The organism is Pleurocapsa minor HA4230-MV1, assembly GCA_019359095.1.
GTDB lineage: Bacteria > Cyanobacteriota > Cyanobacteriia > Cyanobacteriales > Xenococcaceae > Waterburya > Waterburya minor.
The window spans coordinates 53,400-72,709 of record JAHHHZ010000035.1 but is presented as its reverse complement, the minus strand read 5'-3'; the positions used below and the strand labels follow the sequence as shown (position 1 = coordinate 72,709).

The window sequence follows — 19,310 nt, the reverse complement described above, 5'->3', positions numbered from 1 at the left end:
AATATTATTTCATCATAATACAATCCTAATTCAGATTAGCAGCAGCAGGATAACGTTGTAATACCTGTTTGAGATATTGTCCCGTATAGGATTGAGGATTTTGCGCCACCTCCTCTGGTGTACCCGTAGCAACGATTTGCCCTCCTTTGTCGCCCCCTTCAGGCCCTAGATCGATAATCCAGTCAGAACAGCGAATTACGTCCAAATTATGCTCAATGACAATCAAGGAATTACCTTTATCTACTAGACGTTGTAAAACGTTTAACAGATGATGAACATCATAGAATGACAAGCCTGTAGTGGGTTCATCAATTAAATAGAGGGTTTTTCCTGTGGCGCGACGGGATAATTCTGAGGCGAGCTTAACCCGCTGTGCTTCACCACCAGAAAGAGTTGGTGCTGGCTGTCCCAGTTTGATATAGCCTAAGCCAACATCCACTAAAGTTTGTAGTTTGCTAGCAGCGCGGGGAATATTTTGGAAATTCTCTAAAGCCTCTTCCACCGTCATATTTAAAACATCGGCGATCGAATAGTTTTTATACTTGACTTGTAAAGTTTCACGGTTGTATCTTGCTCCTTTACAAACATCACACTGAACATAAACATCAGGTAAGAAATTCATTTCAATAACGTTAACTCCCTGACCGCTACAGGCTTCACAACGTCCACCTTTGACGTTAAAGGAAAATCGACCTGCTTTATAGCCTCTGGCTTTAGCTTCGATGGTTTCGGTAAATATAGTGCGAATCGCATCAAATACTCCTGTATAGGTGGCGGTATTAGAACGCGGAGTACGACCAATCGGTGACTGATCGATAGTAATCACTTTGTCGATCGCCTGTAAACCCTCAACCTCCCCTAGCTGTTTGGGAAAGGGTGTTTTTTTACTAAGATGATGTTTGAGAGCAGGATGCAATAGTTCGTTAACTAGGGTAGACTTACCCGAACCTGACACTCCAGTAATACAGACAAAGTTACCTAAAGGAATCTCAAGATCGAGATGCTGCAAGTTGTTTTGATGGCAGTCTTTGAGGGTAATACCCACCGCTTTGCCCTTTCTTCTGGTGTCTGGAGTCGCGATCAGTTTGCGACCAGATAAATATGCCCCTGTCAGCGAAGTTTCAGATTGAAGCAGATCGTTGAGATCTCCCTGAACCACAATGTTTCCGCCATGTACGCCCGCTTTTGGACCAATATCTACCAAACTATCCGCAGCTCGAATGGTATCTTCGTCATGTTCCACCACAATCAGAGTATTACCTAAATCCCTGAGTCTTTTAAGAGTAGCTAATAGTTTGTCATTATCCCGCTGATGTAGACCAATACTCGGCTCATCCAATACATAAAGCACTCCCGTTAATCCAGCGCCGATCTGGGTAGCCAGACGAATTCTTTGGGCTTCTCCACCTGAAAGGGTCATAGCCGCGCGATCTAAGGTCAGATAGTCTAAGCCCACATCTAGCAAAAACTGTAGCCGTGAACGAATTTCTTTGAGGGCTAATTCGCCAATCAATGCCTGTCGCTTGGTTAGCTGAAGATGGTTCACTCGCTCTAAACACTCTCGAATTGGTACTCCAGCTAAATCATTAATGCGATACTGTCCCAAGCTGACGGATAAAGAAGCTGGCTTGAGACGCTTACCATTACAGGTGTCACAGGGTTGATCGATTAAGTACTGCTCTAATTTGCTTTTGACCGAATCGGAGTTAGTTTCTTGATAGTTGCGTTGCAACATTTTCAATGCACCAGAATAATGGCGATGATAACCCTTGGGCTGTCCGCTACGGCTATCAGACTGGAAGTAAACTGCTTCTGATGCGCCATGGAGAATTACATCTTGCTGTTCTAAAGTTAGGTTAGACCACTTAGTTTGAATCTCAAAGCCAAAAGCCTGTCCCACACCATGTAACAACGAAAGATAGTAAGAATTATCTTTATCTGACCAAGGCGCGATCGCACTATATACTGGTTGCTGGGGATCGGGAACTACTAACTCAGCCGAGAAAGTGCGATGACTTCCTAAGCCGTGACAGTCAGGACAAGCACCGTAGGGAGAATTAAACGAAAATAAACGGGGAGATAGTTCTTCAATTACTGCACCATGTTCGGGACAGGCAAAATTCTCAGAAAAAGTCATGCTTTCTGGCTGATCTCGATCATCTTGAGTGTTAGCAGCTGAAATAATCTCAATTTCGACTATGCCATCTGATAACTTTAAACAAGTTCCTAAAGAATCTGCCAAACGTTCTTGAATTCCTGTTTTTTTGACTAAGCGATCTACCACCACATCAATGTCATGTTTATGGTTTTTATCTAAATCAATATTGTCATCAAGTTGGAATACCTTACCGTCAACTCGAACTCGGACAAAACCTTGAGATGCCAAACTAGAAAGCAACTGTTTGTGAGTACCTTTTTTACTCCGCACCACAGGAGCCAGCACCATAAACTTAGTCTGGTCAGGTAATTCCATAATGCGATCGCACATTTCATCAATCGTCTGCGGTACAATCGAGCGATCGCACTTAGGACAATGGGGTTCTCCTGCCCGACCAAATAGTAATCTTAAATAATCATAAATCTCTGTCACTGTACCCACTGTCGAACGCGGATTATGGGAAGTAGACTTTTGATCGATGGAAATGGCAGGACTCAAGCCTTCAATGGCATCGACATCAGGCTTATCTAACTGACCCAAAAACTGCCTAGCGTATGCACTGAGGGATTCTACATACCGTCTCTGTCCCTCCGCAAAAATCGTATCAAACGCCAGGGAAGATTTACCCGAACCAGAAACGCCAGTAAAGACAATCAGTTTATTTCGAGGTAACTCTAAATCAATATTTTTTAAATTATGTTGTCTGGCACCCTTGATACGAATCACATTTTCTGCAATAGAAGCAGACTTAGCCTCGATATTATTACCGTTATCTCGAATACCATTGCTGGAAGAAGACATACAAACAGTGCTTAATAGTTCTTAATTATCTTAACGTTATTTTGTATTGCTCAAATCAACGCCCGTATAGATTTCTGTCAAATTTAAGTCTCACTCTACAACTGCTAAAAAAGCGCAAAAAAAGCTCTAAAAAACGATCGCTTTACCCTCACATCACTGCGAAATCTTAAGTTAGAGTTAAATATGTCAAGTATGATTAATATTTCGTTACATATCTGTTAATATTATTTATATAAGTTAATCAAAGTATTAAAAAATTATGACTACTATCTCTGACGAAAACGGAATCATCAACAACTTTGCCAAAGAACCTGCTATGTACTATGCCGAAGCTCCTTCTGCACAGGAAAAACGCGGTTATGTAATCTGGGGAGCGATCGCTCTGTTGGTTGTAATAGCTTCTGTTTCTACTGCTGCCATTATTAGCTAAAGGTTATTGACAAGTCGTCTTTAAGTAATGAGATAATAGTTTAAAGCCAAGTGTTTTATTTAGATCCCGATGAATTTGAGACCAGAAAAATTGATGTTGACCAACTTATAACTGAGTATGAATTGGGAAAACGTAATTTTTCACAGGTTAACCTGACCCAAACTTCTCTAACTGATTTCAATTTAGCGGGGGTCAAACTGTGGCGAGCTAATTTAGCTGAAATTAATCTTAGCCGTACTATATTAAGTAGGGCTGATTTATCACAAGCTAATTTGTTCAGAACAATGCTCTGGAGAACAGATTTTCAAAAGTCAAGTTTAGAGCAAGCTAGATGTAACGGTGCTTTATTGATTTGCGCTAACCTGAGCCAAGCTAATCTGTATCAATCCGTATTTCGTTATGCAGACATGCGTCTTGCCTGTTTATTGAATGCAAATATGCAGGGAGCAGATTTATCTATGGCTAATCTGAGCTACGCTGATTTAAGTTCGGCTGATCTGAGGGGAGCTAATCTGAGGGGAACTATCCTCACTGGAGCTAATTTAACTAAGACAAACTTCAGCAACACTAATTTAGCAGAAGCCGTTTTATTAGGCGCGGATTTAAGTCAAGCTATCTTACCCACAGCAGAAACACGTTGTCTTACTACAAGCTAAATTTGGGCTAATAAAAAAGCTAGCTATTAAACCAAAACTATTTTCGGCTTTAATTTAAGTATCTCGTTACGTTCATATAGAATGCTAATCCCCAAGAAAGTTTGCGCTGCTCCATAAGTAGCAAGATAATGTTCTGGAGTGAATAGAGATATTTCCTTGCTGCTAGCGATCGCCTGATTGAGATCGATCAATTGTCCTTGGCACCAACGCTCGGAATCCTCTTCGCAGAGGGTAAAAGTGTCTAAATGACTTAAAAGCAAACTAGGTTTAATGAGCTTGAGGGTTTGCCGATCGGATTGATGTTCAATGTCGGCAAAAGTCAGGCTATTTTCTAGAGATAGTCCACAGCTTTTAGTGCGAACTAAATTTGCCAAAGTCCCGCCAACCCCTAACTGTTCTCCCAAATCACGAGCGATCGCTCTAATATAAGTACCAGGGCCACAGCTAATCTCTACTTCTAGCTCTAAAAATTCCTGGCGGGTAATATTTAACAGTTTTAACTCACTGATCGTTACTTTTCTCGCCTCTACTGTTATTTCCTCTCCTTTGCGAGCTAAATCATATAGTTTTCTCCCGTCCTTTTTAATGGCGCTGTAAATTGGCGGGATTTGCTCGATTGTGCCAATAAAACCCTTCAAGCAATCTCTAATTTGTTCTTGGTCTAAATCAAAGCGATCGACTTGCTTAATTATCTCCCCTTCTAAATCGTCCGTCGTAGTTGTTACCCCTAGGCGAATACGAGCCTGATAGGCTTTGGGAGCGGGTAGAAACTGCAACAAACGGGTAGCTTTGCCAACGGCGATCGGTAGTACACCTGTTGCTGCGGGGTCAAGAGTACCTCCATGACCAATTTTTCTATTGTTTAAAAGTTTACGTAACTTAGCAATACAATCATGAGAGGTGAACCCAGTAGGTTTATTTAAATTGATAAAACCAAACATCATCATTAATAATTGCCTCACCTGTGACCAAAAGCAATTTTAGCTGAACTTGAAGCACACCTGTGACTCGAATCCAACTGTAAATTAAAAATAAGATTTATTTACAAATTAAAATGCCGTAAGTTTAAGTTAAATAATACAGTTGACACTTAAAAAATTAGACTCTACTTTGTAGTCATCTCCTAACAGTTATTGTTGAGATTATCTGTAAATATATATACTATTAATAATAATAGTTATAATTTATGTAGTTGGTATAAAGCTACTGTGACCGCTAGCTAGGGTTTAGCTGAATGCCAATAAGATAGATTTCAATCCCACAACAAAATTGAGTATCTTACTAGCTAAAATTACTTAACACTTGGCAGACTTTATAGTCATCAGCGTTTAATGAAATCGAACCCAGAAGTTAAACAATATCATTTGCAAGTTAAAACTGAACTGGAATCCCTAAAAGAGGTATTGCAGTGGTTTGAAGGCTTAGTTTTTCCTCTCGTTCCCCAAAAAATGGGCTGGCAGTGCGAAGTTGCACTAGTCGAAGCGTTTACCAATGCGGTGCGCCATGCTCATCAAAATCTTCCCGAAACTACACCTATTGACCTAGAAGTTAAGTTATTACCCAACTTTTTGGAAATGCGTATTTGGGATCGAGGGCAACCTTTTGATCTTAAAGCCAAACTACGTAAGAGCGAAAGAGAAGCTAGCTCGATCGAAAAAGAAGGAGGAAGAGGATTACAGTTTATTAAGAAGCTAACGGATGAGCTGCAATACCTCAATCTCCCCAATCATCGTAACTGCCTGGTAATGCGCAAGCGCTACGCTCAATTCTAGCTATATTTCATCAAAAGCTCGTTCAATCAACCTTCTAGCAAGGGTTTGAGTTCCCGTATGCTCATAGTAGTTAGTTGAGACATCGATAAAGGCAGCTACATAATCTAGCTTGTTGTCAGAAAATTCTAAAAATCCTTGGAGGTTTTGCATGACTTTTTCTGGAGACAAATTTTTGCTGCTGACAAAATCAGCCATCCAACCTTTTACCGAGCCAAAACTTTCACCGATAAAGTCTAGTTTTCCTTTGGAGTTACCACCTGGAATAGACTCTGATACACCTTGGAAAGTAGAGTTAGATTCTAAATCTTTGGGGCCAATTCCACTGAGGGTTGACTGAGCTTTAAGTAGGAAATCTGGGCCGAGGGGAATCAAGCCATCGACACAAACTAAAGTTGCCATCCGCATTAAGGATTCGCCGCTATAGTCTCCCAATGCGCCGACAAAATCGCCGATGCTATCACCAGGGATACCATTAATTTGACAGAAAGCTACCAACTCAACCACTAACTTAATCGATAAGTCTAAAGCTTGGGCTTTTTCAGGATTAGGTGTAATTTTGCTCAGTAAACCACCTACAAGAGGAATTCTATTACCCACTTTATTAGCCAGTGCTGCCGAACCTAAAGCCTTATCTGAACGATCTACCGTTTGATAGAGCCACATTGCCCGACGATATCCTTGAGACTTATCATTGTAAAGCCAGACTGCGCGATCGCCGATCTGTTGAATCAACTCTTCATCAGTTTCTCCTGTCACCTTGCGAATCGTATTGACAAAACCAACCGTGTTTGACCATTCTCCAGGAACGATGGAGTCTAGAGACTCTAACATCATCGTTGTGACGTTCTTCTGGGGTAGATTATCTACCAGTTCAAAAATAGAATCACTCACTGCTTACTCCTTAAGTATATATTTGCATTAGAATTACTCGGTGCTACTTCAGCTTTGATAAACCTCGCAGATCGAATTTACTCAGCCATGCTTGACGATCGCTTTCACTAAAAGAAGGATCTTTGGAACGGATTTTCACCTGATAGCGATCGCCTACTAAAACAGCCGTACCAGAACTACCCTGTGTTACTGCGGGATATCCCCCAATTTTGGTGGTACTATCTTGAAACTTTGCTGCTGCGCTGGGATTGTTGACAGTATCAGAGATAGATAAAATAGCAATTTCTTTGCCTTGAGCTTTTAATTTGGCTTCGGCAAAACCTGTTTTTTCCTGAGAATAGATTCGTTCATATTCGCTATCACCGTCGGGGAAATAACGGTTAAACGTACCGCCAGATTGAGAAGTATCCACAACTGCCGTAGCACCTTTACTAGTGCTTTGTTGTTGCGCGTCATCAAAGCGAGAAGGAGCTTGCTGGCTACAAGAAGCGAATAGTAGGCAGCTTGTCAGAATAAGCGCCACTAGATATTTACGGAGACTAATCATCTTAATTTTATTGATCTAGGTTACCTGAATTGATTTTCGGACTTTGTGTCGGACATTGAGGCTAAAGTGATTAAATTTTTAACAAAAAGTAATTATTTTTAGAGCAATCAAACAACCAATTGACGTTAATTTATTGAGGTTATAAGTGACTAATTAGAAAATAAAAGCGCGACTTTAAACCTAAGATAATCGACTGCTGAATTAGCTTTTTCCTGAGTAAATTATACTAAATTGCAATTATCTATAATTTAATTCGTAATTAGAGTAATTCTCTTTTTTTGTTTTGTATAGTTTGATTAAGCTGAAACTTAAAGCTATTGCTTATGCTGAAAATAATTTCCTGTCCAACTAATAATTGGTAGTCAGCAATTAATTTACCCAAATCACTAAGATAGCGCATCTATCTAGAGCATCATTAAAATGTTAAACTAAAACTCATAATGCTCTTATCCTAAAGGATACACTTCGTTATCAGCAAAATTTGGCTATCATGCGCGATCGCGTTATTAATTGGCTACAAGAAAATGTTTCCAGCCATCGTTTACAGCATATCTTGGGAGTAGAATCTACCTGTATTAATTTAGCTCGTTGTCATCAATTAGATGAGCAGCAGGCAGCCCAAGCTGGTTTAATGCACGATCTGGCTAAGTTTTTTTCGCCTCAAAAACTGTTGAAAATAGCAGCAGAAGTTAATCTTCCCGTAGATCGAGTTTGTCTAAACTATCCTCATCTGCTCCATGCAGAAATTAGCGCGGTGGTAGCTCAACGAGAATTTAAGGTTAGAGATCCTGAAATTCTGACAGCAATTGCCAATCACACATTAGGCGCGCCTGAAATGAGCAAACTTAGCTGTGTAGTTTTTATTGCTGATGCTTTAGAGCCAAATCGCGGAGATAGCGAGCAATTAGCAGCAATGCGCATTGTCGCCCAGGAAAATCTTTACAAATGTGTACAGCAGACTAGTGATTATTCATTAGAATACTTATTAAGTAAGCAAAAAATTATTCATCCCCGCACAGTTTTGACCAGAAATTGGGCTTTAGCTCAAACAAAGTTAAATTGATCTCAGCCTTGAGCCAAAAAATAGAGTAAATCTTGCTAATTAATTAACAACACTCACATAACATCATATTTTGCATGAGTAAATCATCCGAACCAGCTATTGCTACTCAAAACCAATTTTCCACTAAATCCACCATCTCACCTCAAGAATTAGCATTACAAATTGCTGATGCTGCTGAAGATAAGAAAGCAGCGGATATTGTCTTGCTCAATGTTAGTGAGGTATCATACTTAGCTGACTACTTTGTGATCATTACAGGATTCTCCCGCGCCCAGTTAAACGCAATCTCCGAATCCATTGAAGAACGTCTTGAAGAAAAGTATAATTTACAGCCAGTAAGGGTTTCGGGCAAAAGAGAAGGCGGCTGGATTGTGCAAGATTATGCCGACGTGATTGTACATATCTTTTTACCTGAAGAGAGAGAATACTACAATTTAGAAGCATTTTGGGGACACGCCGAGCGCCATGAATTTGACCAGCCTAGTTAATTGTATTCTTCAGTATGAATAAATCTACCGTTAATTTTTGCCCTGTTCCCCTGGAACAGCAGCCAATCTACGAATACGAACAGCTTAAGGAATCTTGGTTATTTGACTGGGGAATTTTGGCAGTGGGACAATATAGTCGTAAGGTAGCTTGGGTGGCTTTTTGGAGTTTGCTTTTTGTGACTCCTTTATCGATGTCGCTCTTTAGCCCAGTTAAAGCACCATTAGAATTTCTCTTATCCAGTTTGATGGGAATTTCTTTATTAACTGCGCTTTTTTTGTCCCGCATTTATTTAGGCTGGCAATATGTCAAAGAGCGTCTACAAAGCGATCGCATTTTTTACGAAGAGTCTGGTTGGTACGATGGACAAACTTGGCTTAAGCCCAAAACTATGTTAGACCGAGATCTTTTGGTGGTTAATTATGAAATAGAGCCAATTCTCCAAAGATTGCACAAAACTTATGCTTTAATTGCGGGGATTATTGCTGTCTCTAGTGCGAGTTGGTTTATCCTCGGATGATATTTTGATAACTCTCAATCAAAATGTTATTTCGCCTTAAGCAAAACAAATTGAAGGCAACTAATCTAACTAATCTAACTAATCTACATCAAGCATACTAGAATACTAATTACCCATTATTTAAGATTGCATGACTAGGGGAAAAAGAACCCAGACACCTTGGCTCGAAGTACATTTGCTCAGAGAAGGAATTTTAGAGTCTTCTCATCATGTAGAAGCGACAGTTTGTGACACTAAGGGACGAGTATTGTTAGTTGCAGGTAGCTCTGAATCATCTGCCTTTATTCGCTCGGCATTAAAACCTTTCCAAGCTTTGGCTGTAACCACGACAGGAACACTACAAAAATATGGCTTGAGCGATCGCGATTTAGCGATTATCTGTAGCTCTCATCAAGGAAAAATTGAACATGCTCGACAAGCATTCAACATTTTATGGCGTGCGGATGTTGACCCCCTAGCCCTAGAATGCCCGATTCCTGCTGGAAGCAACAATCCCTTGGAACACAATTGCTCTGGTAAACATGCGGGAGCTTTAGCAGTCTGCCAAAATTTGGATCTGCCCCTCCACAATTATACGAAGCATTCTCATCCAATACAGCAGCTAATTCTCAGCAAAATTTCTGAGTTACTAGGAATGCCAGGAGCAGAATTGCTTGGCGCTCAGGATGACTGCGGAATGCCCACCTATCAAATGCAGCTACAGCAGATGGCGCATCTTTATGCTCAGTTGGCAGCAGGGACAAATTTAGACTTGGAAAGAATTACTCGAGCCATGACTTATTATCCCCGTATGATTGCGGGCGAAGGAGCGTTTGATACCGAACTGATGCGTCTGAGCGAAGGCGAGCTGGTTAGCAAGTCTGGAGCAGAGGGAATTCAGTGTATTGGTCGTGTCGGGGAAGGAATGGGACTGGCAATCAAAGTTAAGGATGGCGCTAGGCGAGCTAAGTATGCCACCGCAATTCATCTTTTGAAGCAAATGGGTTGGATTACTCCTGCCATCTCCGAAATGCTTTGCGATAGCTTTGTTCAGTTAAGCAGCTTTACACGCTTAGAAACAGTTGGCGAAATGTCAATTCTCTAATTCCCGTCCTTTGTTTTTAACTCAAAGCAATTAACTGGCTAATCTATGCTTGGCAATGATAGTAGCATTTTTGACCGCAGGTAACTCGACTGTATTACCGCCTGGGGTTATGCTCTGGTCGAGAATTTCAATCTCTAGGTTGACTTTAATTAAATACGCGCCAGCTTCAGCATCAATAGCTTTGGCTACTTCCGCATTCAAATCTGGTCTAGCTCCTGTCATCGGATTTCTTAATACACAACGATCCCACTCATGAGTTGCTTGAGGATCTAAATTAAGAATGTAGTACTTGTTCATCAGTAAACCTGCAATTCAACTAGTACTATATTACCATTTAGTTGAATAAAAAATCAATATTTAAGTTAGATCACAGTGAATAACAGCATCATTTAGATAAATGAAACATATTTTAAATTTTAGAATAAAAATAATATTTAACTTTAGGAGACAAGCAAATGAGCAAAAGCACATTATTTAAGTGGTTTAGACAAACTGCGATCGCTTTTATTAGTGCAGGAATAGCAATTTCTTTGACCCCTAGGCAAGCTTCAAGTTCAGAAAAAGTGATTTTTACCTATGGTGGATTAACCCAATCAATTTCGATCACAGAATTGCAGGATTTTGCCGATACAGGCGAAGTTTCCCCCGCATTAGATACTTTATTAAAACATGGCAAACAGAACCCATTTGTGATTCGCTGGATTTTAAAACAAGAATTTCCTGCCAACAATAAACTAATCTCCGATTTGCTTAATACAGCGCCAGGAGAATATATCTTATCCCAGACTGAGAATGTAGTAAGTTCTAAAACCGAAATAGCCAACTTAACGGCTTTGCGGGGAGCATTGATCGCTTCGGCTAGCGATAATAATTTGGTTTCTTTGCTGGAATTATTAGAAAATTACCCAACCCAAGATGTATACGTCAACGGTAAGATTTTCGTCAGACTGCAAGAAAATTTTGCTCAGTTTGTCGAAGGGACAAGTCAATACATTAAAATGCCCTGAAACATAAGCTGTCAGGTATTTAATTTGTTGATTGAGATTGAAGGGGTGACGGGGAGATAGGGAGATAGGGAGATAGGGAGAGAGTTTAATGATTTATTGTTTAAGCTCATAATACACAATTTAAATGCGTACAAGCTTATTAAAAATTAACTGAATATGTAAGCTCAAATTACTTTGATTCAGGCTTTTCATGCTTTTAAAACACTGCAAGTAACGAGAAAAAGCAATCACACAAAATACCTAGACATAAAGATACGATGAAGAGAAAATAAAAAATAAAAATAATATGAGAAAATATACTTAGTATATTAATGTGATAATATCTGAGTTGAAAATTAATTTAGAAAATATAAAAATTAAGCATAATTAAATCAAAATAGTATCCTAACCTTATTGTTACTTAGTTTTCGATAAATATAAAACGTTTTTGTGATTAGTTATTTTAAGCGTGCTAATTGCTAGTTTGTCGTGCCGTTTAATAGATTAATCAATTTATGAAAATTAAAAGATTAGCTAAGAAAATATATGAAGAAGTTTTCATTTAATTGCATACTAATTGGAGAAGGAAATTTATTAATCGAATGTGCCGAAATACTAATTCGTAATCATCATCAAATTAAAGCAATCATTTCTCCTAGTAAAGCGATCGCTCTTTGGGCAAAAAACCATAATCTTCTTTATTTTAAAAATCTTCGGCAATTCAAACAAATATTTACTCTGCGATGCAACTATATATTTAGTATTGTCAATCACACTATCTTAAATCAAGAAGTTTTAGAACTGGCTGATACAGCGATCAACTATCATGATGCACTATTGCCAACTTATGCTGGAGTAAATGCGACTTCCTTAGCAATTATTAATGGTGAAAAGCAGCATGGTATCTCCTGGCATGAAATGAATCTAGAGGTAGATACAGGAAAAATATTTAAGCAAGTAAAAATAGAGCTTGAACCTACAGAAACTGCTTTAACTCTTAATGCAAAATGTTATCAGGCGGCGATTGTTTCTTTTCAGGAATTGATCGAAGAATTAGCAACTAAAAAAACAACTACTAAGTCTCAAGATTTACAACAGCGTAGTTATTGCGCCCGATATCAAAAACCTCTAGCACTGGGCATAATTGATTTTAATGGTTCAGCGATAGTAATTGATAATTTAGTTAGAGGTTTGGATTTTGGTAATTACCCCAATCCTTTAGCTACAGCAAAACTATTATTAAACTTAAATTCAGGTCTAGACTATGTAATTGTGACTAAAGTTAAAGTGCTAACAGCTTTATCTTCACAATCGCCTGGAACAATAGTTGGGATTACCAATCAACAATTAATTGTGGCTACAGGTAGTCATAATATTGCCCTAGAAACTATTGTTAGCCAACAAAATAAAACTATTTCAATTGCTGAATTAGTTGCTGATTATCAATTGCAGGTTGGACAAAAGCTACCAGAAATTGACACCAAATCAATTGCTGAAGTAGTTAAACTTGCCAGTGAAATTGCACCATCGGAAACTTATTGGCTTAAACAATTATCTAAGTGCCGACAATTAAGTTTACCTTTTGAGCAAATACCAGTAGCTTCAGTAAGTTGCAATAACTATCGACAAGTTAAATTACCTCTAAGCTCAACAGTTACTAATTTACTTCGAGACTCTCTAGAAGTTACTATTGCCGCCTTCGCGATTTATCTAGCACGTTTAAGTAACAATAAGCGCATCAGTTTCGGATTTGAGCGACCTACTCAAGATCCCTGGTTCGCTCGATATGTACCCTGCAATTTAAAACTTGAACTCGAACAAAATTTTACTAGCGTCTTAAAAACAGTAACTGAGAGACTTAGGCTCAACCACCAACATCAAACTTATGTAAGCGATGTTATGACTAGATATCCCAAATTAGCTGCTCGACAAACTAATTTTTCAGTTGCTGTAACTCAAATAGGGCAAAATTCTCTACTCCAAGCAAATTTAGCCTCCAGTCATCTCACTTTAATTATCGATCGACAACAAGCAGAGTACTTTTGGTCTTATAACACCGAGGTATTTTCAGCTCAAACCATTGAGACGATGATTGAGCAATGGACAATCTTATTAGAAGCAATTGCAAGCAATTCCCAGTGTCCCGTTTCTCAACTGCCTTTAATATCTGCTGGTGAGCGTCAGAAAATCCTAGGCGAGTGGAACTATACCGATAGTAATTATCCGCAGGAGCTATGTCTCCATCAACTATTTGAAGCAAAAGCAGCCGAAAATCCGCAAGCAGTGGCTCTTGTTTGCCAAGGCGAGTATTTAACCTATGGAGAATTAGAGCAAAAAGCCAATCAATTGGCACGTTATCTTCAAAGTTTAGGAGTTAGAGCCGAAACTTTAGTTGGTGTATGTCTCGATCGCTCCTTAGAAATGATTGTCGCTCTATTTGCCATTCTCAAAGCAGGTGGCGCTTATTTACCTCTAGACCCCAATTATCCGAGCGCTAGGCTAACCTATCTATTAGAAGATGCGGGTGTCGAGATCCTGTTAACTCAAGGCAAATTAGATGACCGCATACCAAATACTTCAGCCAAGATAGTTTGTTTAGATCGAGACTGGCAAAATATTGCAGCGAGTAATAATAATCTTGTTAACAATGTTAATAGCCATAATTTAGCTTATGCGATCTACACTTCTGGCTCAACGGGTAATCCCAAAGGAGTCGAGATCGAACATCATAGTGTGGTCAATACCTTATGTGACATCGAACAGCGCTTTAAAGTCAACTCTCAAGACCGCATTTTAGCCGTATCTTCCTTAAGCTTCGATCTATCTGTTTACGATATTTTTGGAGTTTTGGGATCTGGAGGTAGGGTGATCATTCCTCAACCTGAAAACTGTCCTAATCCTGAACATTGGCTAGAATTAATCGTCCAATCAAAAGTTACTATTTGGAATTCAGCCCCCGCTTTAATGGAGCTGCTGATCGACTATATCGTGACTAATAAGCAAACATTACCCCAATCTCTACGTTTAATTTTACTGAGTGGCGATCGCATTAGTCCTAACTTAGTATTTCAGCTGCAAACCCTCAACCCAGAACTACAAATCATTAGTTTAGGAGGCGCAACAGAGGCATCAATTTGGTCGATCTACTATCCGATCCAGAACTTAACTGACTCCGCTAAAACGATTCCTTATGGTCGTCCTCTCAATAATCAAGCTTTTTATATCCTCGACCAAGAATTACAATTATTGCCGATTGGAGCTATAGGAGAACTTTATATTGGTGGAGTTGGTGTAGCCAGAGGTTATTTGCATCGGCAGGAATTAACCGCTAGTAAATTCATTCGCGATCCTTTTAGTAGTTCAGCAACCGCTCGTCTGTATAAAACTGGAGATTTAGGTCGCTATCTTGAAGATGGCAACATTGAATTTTTGGGACGTATTGACAATCAAGTGAAAATTCGCGGTGTTCGAGTCGAACTGGGAGAAATCGAAGCCACTTTACTACAATATCCAGAAATCAAAGAAACCTTAGTGGCGATCGCTCCTAATAATTTTGAGCAGACAAGCATAGTAGCTTACTGCACCTTAAAATCAAAATCAATCACGAGTAGGCAATTACGCGACTTTCTTAAAACTAGATTACCTGACTATGCAGTTCCTACGGCATTTGTTTTTTTAGATGCCTTACCTTTAACTCCCAATGGTAAAGTAAACCGTCAAGCGCTACTCAAACTACCAATAAATCAGCCAGAAACAGAAAACGATTTTCTCCCACCCCAAGATCGATTGGAATGGCAGTTAAGTCAGATTTGGTCGCGAATTTTAAATGTTAAACCAATTGGTAGAGATGATAACTTTTTCGAGCTGGGGGGTAATTCTTTATTAGCATTACGCTTATTCGAGCAAATTCAAAGCACTTTTGGTAAAAATTTACCGTTAGCAACTCTTTTTCAAGCACCGACGATTGCTCAATTAGCACACTTGATGCTAGAGCGAGGATGGTCAGCTTCTTGGTCTTCTTTGGTTAGTATTCAACCCCACGGCAATCAGTCTCCTTTATTTTGTATCCATGCTGTTGGGGGAAATGTTTTGGGTTACCAAACGTTAGCAGCAGCGTTAGGAACAGAACGACCCATTTATGGTTTACAGGCAAGAGGTTTAGACGGTAAACAAACACCATTAACTTCAATTGAAGAAATGGCTAGTAGTTATCTGGAAGAAATTAAACTAATTCAACCACAAGGCCCGTATTTTCTGGCAGGATACTCTTTTGGGGGTTTTGTAGCTTTTGAAATGGCACAGCAACTGTCACGACAAGGACAAACCGTAGCTGTTCTGGCGTTATTTGATTGTTTTGGGCCTAACGGTTGCGATAAATCGACATTTCCACAACGCTTATCAATTCACCTTAATAATTTGAGCGAATTATCATTTAAAGAAAAATTGACCTATTTTACAGATCGATTTGAATATATTTTACAATCTAAAATACCTTGGTCTTGGCAACAGAAATATTTGAAACTAACCAATTTGCTCAGTTCGCCAGAGCAAAAGCTGATTTCACAGATTCAAAATATTAACTTTCAAGCAAATCAACGATATACACCAACTGTTTACGAGGGAAAATTAACTCTTTTCCGCGCTCGGGTTAGACAGGCTTATGGTTATTTTGATCCTTATGGCGGTTGGCAAGGATTCGCATTGGGAGGAATTGATGTTGATGAAGTTCCTGGCAGTCATACAAGCTTGTTACTTAAGTCAGAAAACTCTCAGATACTGGCAGAAAAACTGAAACCTATTCTGGCAAATTTTACAGAGCAACCTCAGTGCGATGAGTCAGCTAAAATTAGACAAGTTAAATTGAGACAGAATTAGCGCACAGGCAATAGGAAGTAAGAAATAGGAAGTAGGAAATAGGAAATTTTGTAATATTTAAGTAGTTGTGTTTAAATATCCTAACCTTTTTGCGTAGGGTTCTAATTGCCGAAATAATGTGTTGCTCTAGCTTGTTTAGCACATTTGGCTCTTGTTCTTGTATTTACTCTGACAGTGTGACAGAGGAAAGAGACCTAAAATGAAGAATAACTTTAAATCTTAGATTTAGTAAATTAAATAGTAGTATTTTATATGCTGACATATTCAGACGAATCTCTCAACGCTAAACCAATTGCTGCTGAAGAATTAAAAAAGCAAGAGCGGATGCGTGATGTTACCTTGCTGTTGCAGCAGATTGTCGAACGAGAAGAAGTAGCTTTAAAACTGATCATCGATAGTCTAATTGATGTGGGTTCAATTAACTATGCCAACAAAAAGTTGCACAACCCACCACTAAATAAGATTATGAAAGTACTGGTAGGTTATATCAAACCTGTTGCGCGTCTGGCTGCTTTATTTTGGCTCAAGCGCAATCTACCAAATTTACTTACTGCCTGGCTAGAAGCTAAAGTATCATTTGAACCCATTCCTATTAACGAAAAAGAAGCCTTAACAGGAGATCTTGAGACAGTACCCTCAACTGAAGCTCAAGCTCCAGATGAATCAGTAAATACTCTGCCTAATATGAGCAATTTGAGTTAATTATTACAAGCTAATTTTTGTTTAAACCACATCCACTCACCTCAAACCTAAAGTAGAAAAACTATGTGTTTCAACCTAGACGGGGTTTGGATCGATCGCTTTAAGCTTTAAATAATGCCAGTTGCCGCTGCTAATTGTTTCCAATCTTGAATAATAATTGTTCCGCCTCTTTTATAAATCACTGTTCCCTTCAGTTTTTTAAACAACCGCACGCATTCTTCATAGGTGATGCCAATACTGCGAGCGATTTGATAGTAAGGCAGTTTAATATTTAAACGATCGCCTTGGGCTACAGAATAAGTTCCATCGCGATCGCCATAATATTGAAGCAATCTAACTAAACGCACTATTGCTCGTTCGGAAATTAGTCCGTGTACGGTATTGTGAAGTTGTTGTAGACGTTGGTTAAATACTTCTAGTATTCGCAAGCTAATTTCTGGCGACTGAGAAATTACCTGTAATAAAGTTTCGCGGTCAATAGTTAATATTTGCGACTCTACTTGACAAATTACGGTTGCAGGGGAAATTCCGTTACCAAAAATGGCTGGCGCAGCAAAAAGTTCACCTGGCGGAATCAGGCGCACGATTGTTTCTTTACCGTTAGCGGCAGTTTTTTTTATTTCTAGTCTTCCTGTAATTAAACCATGCAGTTGTTGGGGGATGCGATCGCCTTCGTGCATTATTATTTCATCTTGCTGATATTCTTTAACGTAACTGCACCGAACGAGATTTTTTAATTGGGCGATCGCTAAATCTTGAAAAATTGAAAGCTGTTGTAATTGAGCTAGCGACGAGTAACCTTTAACTAACATTTATGGGAATAGCAGTTTTAGCTTATCTTTCAGTTTATAGTTCTTATCCTTTTTTTCGCTCCTATTAAAAATTACAGATATTAACTGGTAAACAGATTGCAAAACAAGTTCTGCCTGGTTCGGATTCCAGGGTAATTGAGCCACGATGACGATTTTCCACGATCCGTCGAACGTTATCTAAGCCTAAGCCTGAGCCTTCACCAACAGGTTTAGTCGTAAAGAAAGGTTCAAAGATACGAGACTGAATTGCAATGGGAATGCCCGTTCCTGAATCAATTATTTTGACCATGATGCGATCGCCTTTTCCCTTGGTGATAATTTCTAGGTTGCCCTTTGCTGTCATTGCTTGAATACTGTTATCAATGAGATTAGTCCAAACCTGATTTAATTCGCTGCCAAAAGCCAATATTTTTGGTAGACTGCGAGCGTAACTGCGTTTGATATTTACTCCCTGTTTAAGTTTGTGGGATAAAAGTTGCAGTGTATCTTCAATCCCCTGATGAACATCTACCTGCTGTTTAGCACCTCGATCTAAATAAGAATAAGATTTCATCGACTGTACTAGTGCGGAAACTCGTTCTGCTCCACGTAAGCCAGACTGAATCATGCTCATAACTTCAAAAGATAAAGCCAGCCACCGCAAACCCATATCCTTTAATTCGGTAGGATCATCGCGCCAATATTCTACCAGTGGCTCTAGTAACTGTGGCTCAATATTTCCTGCTGCTAATGGTGTAGCCAACTTCCAGGCTTCTGCTACTCCATAATTTTCTAACCAATCTTGCAATGCATCCTCGCGATCCATCATTGCCAAAGGATCACAGTCATGGTGAGCCATAAAATTGTAACCTTCATCTCTAAGCTTGAGCCATTGGCTAATATGCTTTTCGTCCACATTGCGCTGTCCATAGATGAGGTTCATTCGCTGTAACTCTAAGATCGCTGGGGCAAGATCCTTGAGCGATCGCACTACCGCAGCAGCAGGGTTATTAAGTTCATGCGCTAAACCTGCTGCCAAAGTTCCCAAAGCTGCCATTTTTTCGCGATTTTGGATAAATGACTGTAAACCTTGTACTCTTTGCTGAATTGTTCTAAAAACGGTTCTTTCAAAGTTACGACATTGATGAACGAGCTGCAAAAAATCTTCAGGCGTAATTTCATGAACTTGGCAGTCAGTCAAGGCTCTAAGAGTTACGGGAACTAGATCCCCTGTCATGATTGGGACTTCCCCAAAAAAAGCGGGTGCATCATGATGTCCAATGGGCATTTCCACCCCTTCACTGAAGCGAGTAATACCGATGCTGCCAGAGGTGAGAATCAAAAAGCCTTTATGGGTATCACCTTCCTTGACGAGAGTATCACCCTTAGCCAATTCCAACTGAGTAGCGCGATCGCAAACCCAGTCTAGGCGATCGCGTTCTAACTTTTGAAATAATTCTAGTTTTAGCAGTTCTTGAACACACAGCATGGTTTTTAGGTAGCAGGTAGTAGGTAGTAGATCATTTAGAATTGCAATATAACTAAATA

Annotated in this window: 17 protein-coding genes; 10 read left to right on the top strand and 7 right to left on the bottom strand. The window is 39.4% G+C overall.

Annotated elements, in window-relative coordinates; genetic code table 11:
- Positions 1-25: 25 nt before the first annotated feature.
- Positions 26-2,959 (bottom strand): excinuclease ABC subunit UvrA, encoded by a 2,934-nt coding sequence (gene uvrA / locus KME09_23865; protein ID MBW4536973.1) that lies wholly within the window; start codon positions 2,957-2,959, stop codon positions 26-28.
- A 259-nt stretch (positions 2,960-3,218) separates the two neighbouring features.
- Between uvrA and KME09_23860 the strand changes: the two genes are divergently transcribed.
- Positions 3,219-3,389 carry a ssl1498 family light-harvesting-like protein gene (locus KME09_23860; GenBank protein MBW4536972.1) on the top strand — a complete coding sequence of 57 codons (171 nt, stop codon included), beginning with the start codon at positions 3,219-3,221 and terminating at the stop codon, positions 3,387-3,389.
- A 50-nt stretch (positions 3,390-3,439) separates the two neighbouring features.
- Complete coding sequence (locus KME09_23855; GenBank protein MBW4536971.1) at positions 3,440-4,045, top strand: pentapeptide repeat-containing protein; 606 nt, start codon at positions 3,440-3,442, stop codon at positions 4,043-4,045.
- Between the two features lie 26 nt (positions 4,046-4,071).
- On the opposite strand, the gene truB is transcribed toward KME09_23855, so the two are convergent.
- A complete protein-coding gene (truB, locus tag KME09_23850) occupies positions 4,072-4,986 on the bottom strand; it encodes a tRNA pseudouridine(55) synthase TruB (protein ID MBW4536970.1) in 915 nt (304 codons plus the stop codon).
- 390 nt (positions 4,987-5,376) lie between these two features.
- On the opposite strand from truB, the gene KME09_23845 reads away from it, so the two are divergent.
- Complete coding sequence (locus tag KME09_23845) at positions 5,377-5,817, top strand: ATP-binding protein (protein MBW4536969.1); 441 nt, start codon at positions 5,377-5,379, stop codon at positions 5,815-5,817.
- Here the strand turns inward: KME09_23845 and KME09_23840 are convergent, their stop codons facing one another.
- Together KME09_23840 and KME09_23835 are read right to left on the bottom strand one after the other, a co-directional pair.
- The gene (locus tag KME09_23840; GenBank protein MBW4536968.1) at positions 5,818-6,708 is read right to left on the bottom strand and encodes a hypothetical protein; all 891 of its coding nucleotides are present in this window, start codon (positions 6,706-6,708) and stop codon (positions 5,818-5,820) included.
- A gap of 43 nt (positions 6,709-6,751) precedes the next feature.
- Positions 6,752-7,255 carry a hypothetical protein gene (locus KME09_23835; protein MBW4536967.1) on the bottom strand — a complete coding sequence of 168 codons (504 nt, stop codon included), beginning with the start codon at positions 7,253-7,255 and terminating at the stop codon, positions 6,752-6,754.
- 490 nt (positions 7,256-7,745) lie between these two features.
- On the opposite strand from KME09_23835, the gene yqeK reads away from it, so the two are divergent.
- From yqeK to KME09_23815, 4 genes are all read left to right on the top strand, one after another.
- Positions 7,746-8,318 carry a bis(5'-nucleosyl)-tetraphosphatase (symmetrical) YqeK gene (gene yqeK / locus KME09_23830; protein MBW4536966.1) on the top strand — a complete coding sequence of 191 codons (573 nt, stop codon included), beginning with the start codon at positions 7,746-7,748 and terminating at the stop codon, positions 8,316-8,318.
- A gap of 74 nt (positions 8,319-8,392) precedes the next feature.
- Positions 8,393-8,806: a ribosome silencing factor gene (gene rsfS / locus KME09_23825; GenBank protein ID MBW4536965.1), complete on the top strand. Its 414-nt coding sequence runs from the start codon at positions 8,393-8,395 to the stop codon at positions 8,804-8,806.
- A 14-nt stretch (positions 8,807-8,820) separates the two neighbouring features.
- Positions 8,821-9,324, top strand: a complete 504-nt coding sequence (locus KME09_23820) for a CGLD27 family protein (protein MBW4536964.1) — start codon at positions 8,821-8,823, stop codon at positions 9,322-9,324.
- Positions 9,325-9,454: 130 nt separating this feature from the next.
- Positions 9,455-10,408: an asparaginase gene (locus tag KME09_23815; GenBank protein ID MBW4536963.1), complete on the top strand. Its 954-nt coding sequence runs from the start codon at positions 9,455-9,457 to the stop codon at positions 10,406-10,408.
- A 30-nt stretch (positions 10,409-10,438) separates the two neighbouring features.
- Here KME09_23815 and KME09_23810 read toward each other — a convergent pair whose 3' ends face one another.
- Positions 10,439-10,705: a hypothetical protein gene (locus tag KME09_23810; GenBank protein ID MBW4536962.1), complete on the bottom strand. Its 267-nt coding sequence runs from the start codon at positions 10,703-10,705 to the stop codon at positions 10,439-10,441.
- A gap of 158 nt (positions 10,706-10,863) precedes the next feature.
- Here KME09_23810 and KME09_23805 point away from each other — a divergent pair, with 158 nt between their 5' ends.
- From KME09_23805 to KME09_23795, 3 genes are all read left to right on the top strand, one after another.
- The gene (locus KME09_23805; protein MBW4536961.1) at positions 10,864-11,415 is read left to right on the top strand and encodes an alpha/beta hydrolase; all 552 of its coding nucleotides are present in this window, start codon (positions 10,864-10,866) and stop codon (positions 11,413-11,415) included.
- 525 nt (positions 11,416-11,940) lie between these two features.
- Positions 11,941-16,269, top strand: coding sequence for an amino acid adenylation domain-containing protein (locus KME09_23800; GenBank protein ID MBW4536960.1), 4,329 nt, complete (start codon positions 11,941-11,943; stop codon positions 16,267-16,269).
- Between the two features lie 252 nt (positions 16,270-16,521).
- Positions 16,522-16,971, top strand: coding sequence for a hypothetical protein (locus KME09_23795; GenBank protein ID MBW4536959.1), 450 nt, complete (start codon positions 16,522-16,524; stop codon positions 16,969-16,971).
- Positions 16,972-17,078: 107 nt separating this feature from the next.
- Here KME09_23795 and KME09_23790 read toward each other — a convergent pair whose 3' ends face one another.
- Both KME09_23790 and KME09_23785 read right to left on the bottom strand, forming a co-directional pair.
- On the bottom strand, positions 17,079-17,783 hold the full coding sequence (locus tag KME09_23790) for a Crp/Fnr family transcriptional regulator (protein MBW4536958.1): 705 nt from the start codon (positions 17,781-17,783) through the stop codon (positions 17,079-17,081).
- A gap of 64 nt (positions 17,784-17,847) precedes the next feature.
- Complete coding sequence (locus KME09_23785; GenBank protein ID MBW4536957.1) at positions 17,848-19,251, bottom strand: cyclic nucleotide-binding domain-containing protein; 1,404 nt, start codon at positions 19,249-19,251, stop codon at positions 17,848-17,850.
- Positions 19,252-19,310 lie beyond the last annotated feature (59 nt).

What these genes read in the sequence shown, in the direction of transcription:
- uvrA (MBW4536973.1), bottom strand. Translation starts at nt 2,959, where the DNA reads ATGTCTTCTTCCAGCAATGGTATTCGAGATAACGGTAATAATATCGAG.
- KME09_23860 (MBW4536972.1), top strand. Translation starts at nt 3,219, where the DNA reads ATGACTACTATCTCTGACGAAAACGGAATCATCAACAACTTTGCCAAA.
- truB (MBW4536970.1), bottom strand. Translation starts at nt 4,986, where the DNA reads ATGTTTGGTTTTATCAATTTAAATAAACCTACTGGGTTCACCTCTCAT.
- KME09_23845 (MBW4536969.1), top strand. Translation starts at nt 5,377, where the DNA reads ATGAAATCGAACCCAGAAGTTAAACAATATCATTTGCAAGTTAAAACT.
- KME09_23835 (MBW4536967.1), bottom strand. Translation starts at nt 7,255, where the DNA reads ATGATTAGTCTCCGTAAATATCTAGTGGCGCTTATTCTGACAAGCTGC.
- yqeK (MBW4536966.1), top strand. Translation starts at nt 7,746, where the DNA reads ATGCGCGATCGCGTTATTAATTGGCTACAAGAAAATGTTTCCAGCCAT.
- rsfS (MBW4536965.1), top strand. Translation starts at nt 8,393, where the DNA reads ATGAGTAAATCATCCGAACCAGCTATTGCTACTCAAAACCAATTTTCC.
- KME09_23820 (MBW4536964.1), top strand. Translation starts at nt 8,821, where the DNA reads ATGAATAAATCTACCGTTAATTTTTGCCCTGTTCCCCTGGAACAGCAG.
- KME09_23815 (MBW4536963.1), top strand. Translation starts at nt 9,455, where the DNA reads ATGACTAGGGGAAAAAGAACCCAGACACCTTGGCTCGAAGTACATTTG.
- KME09_23810 (MBW4536962.1), bottom strand. Translation starts at nt 10,705, where the DNA reads ATGAACAAGTACTACATTCTTAATTTAGATCCTCAAGCAACTCATGAG.
- KME09_23805 (MBW4536961.1), top strand. Translation starts at nt 10,864, where the DNA reads ATGAGCAAAAGCACATTATTTAAGTGGTTTAGACAAACTGCGATCGCT.
- KME09_23800 (MBW4536960.1), top strand. Translation starts at nt 11,941, where the DNA reads ATGAAGAAGTTTTCATTTAATTGCATACTAATTGGAGAAGGAAATTTA.
- KME09_23795 (MBW4536959.1), top strand. Translation starts at nt 16,522, where the DNA reads ATGCTGACATATTCAGACGAATCTCTCAACGCTAAACCAATTGCTGCT.
- KME09_23790 (MBW4536958.1), bottom strand. Translation starts at nt 17,783, where the DNA reads ATGTTAGTTAAAGGTTACTCGTCGCTAGCTCAATTACAACAGCTTTCA.
- KME09_23785 (MBW4536957.1), bottom strand. Translation starts at nt 19,251, where the DNA reads ATGCTGTGTGTTCAAGAACTGCTAAAACTAGAATTATTTCAAAAGTTA.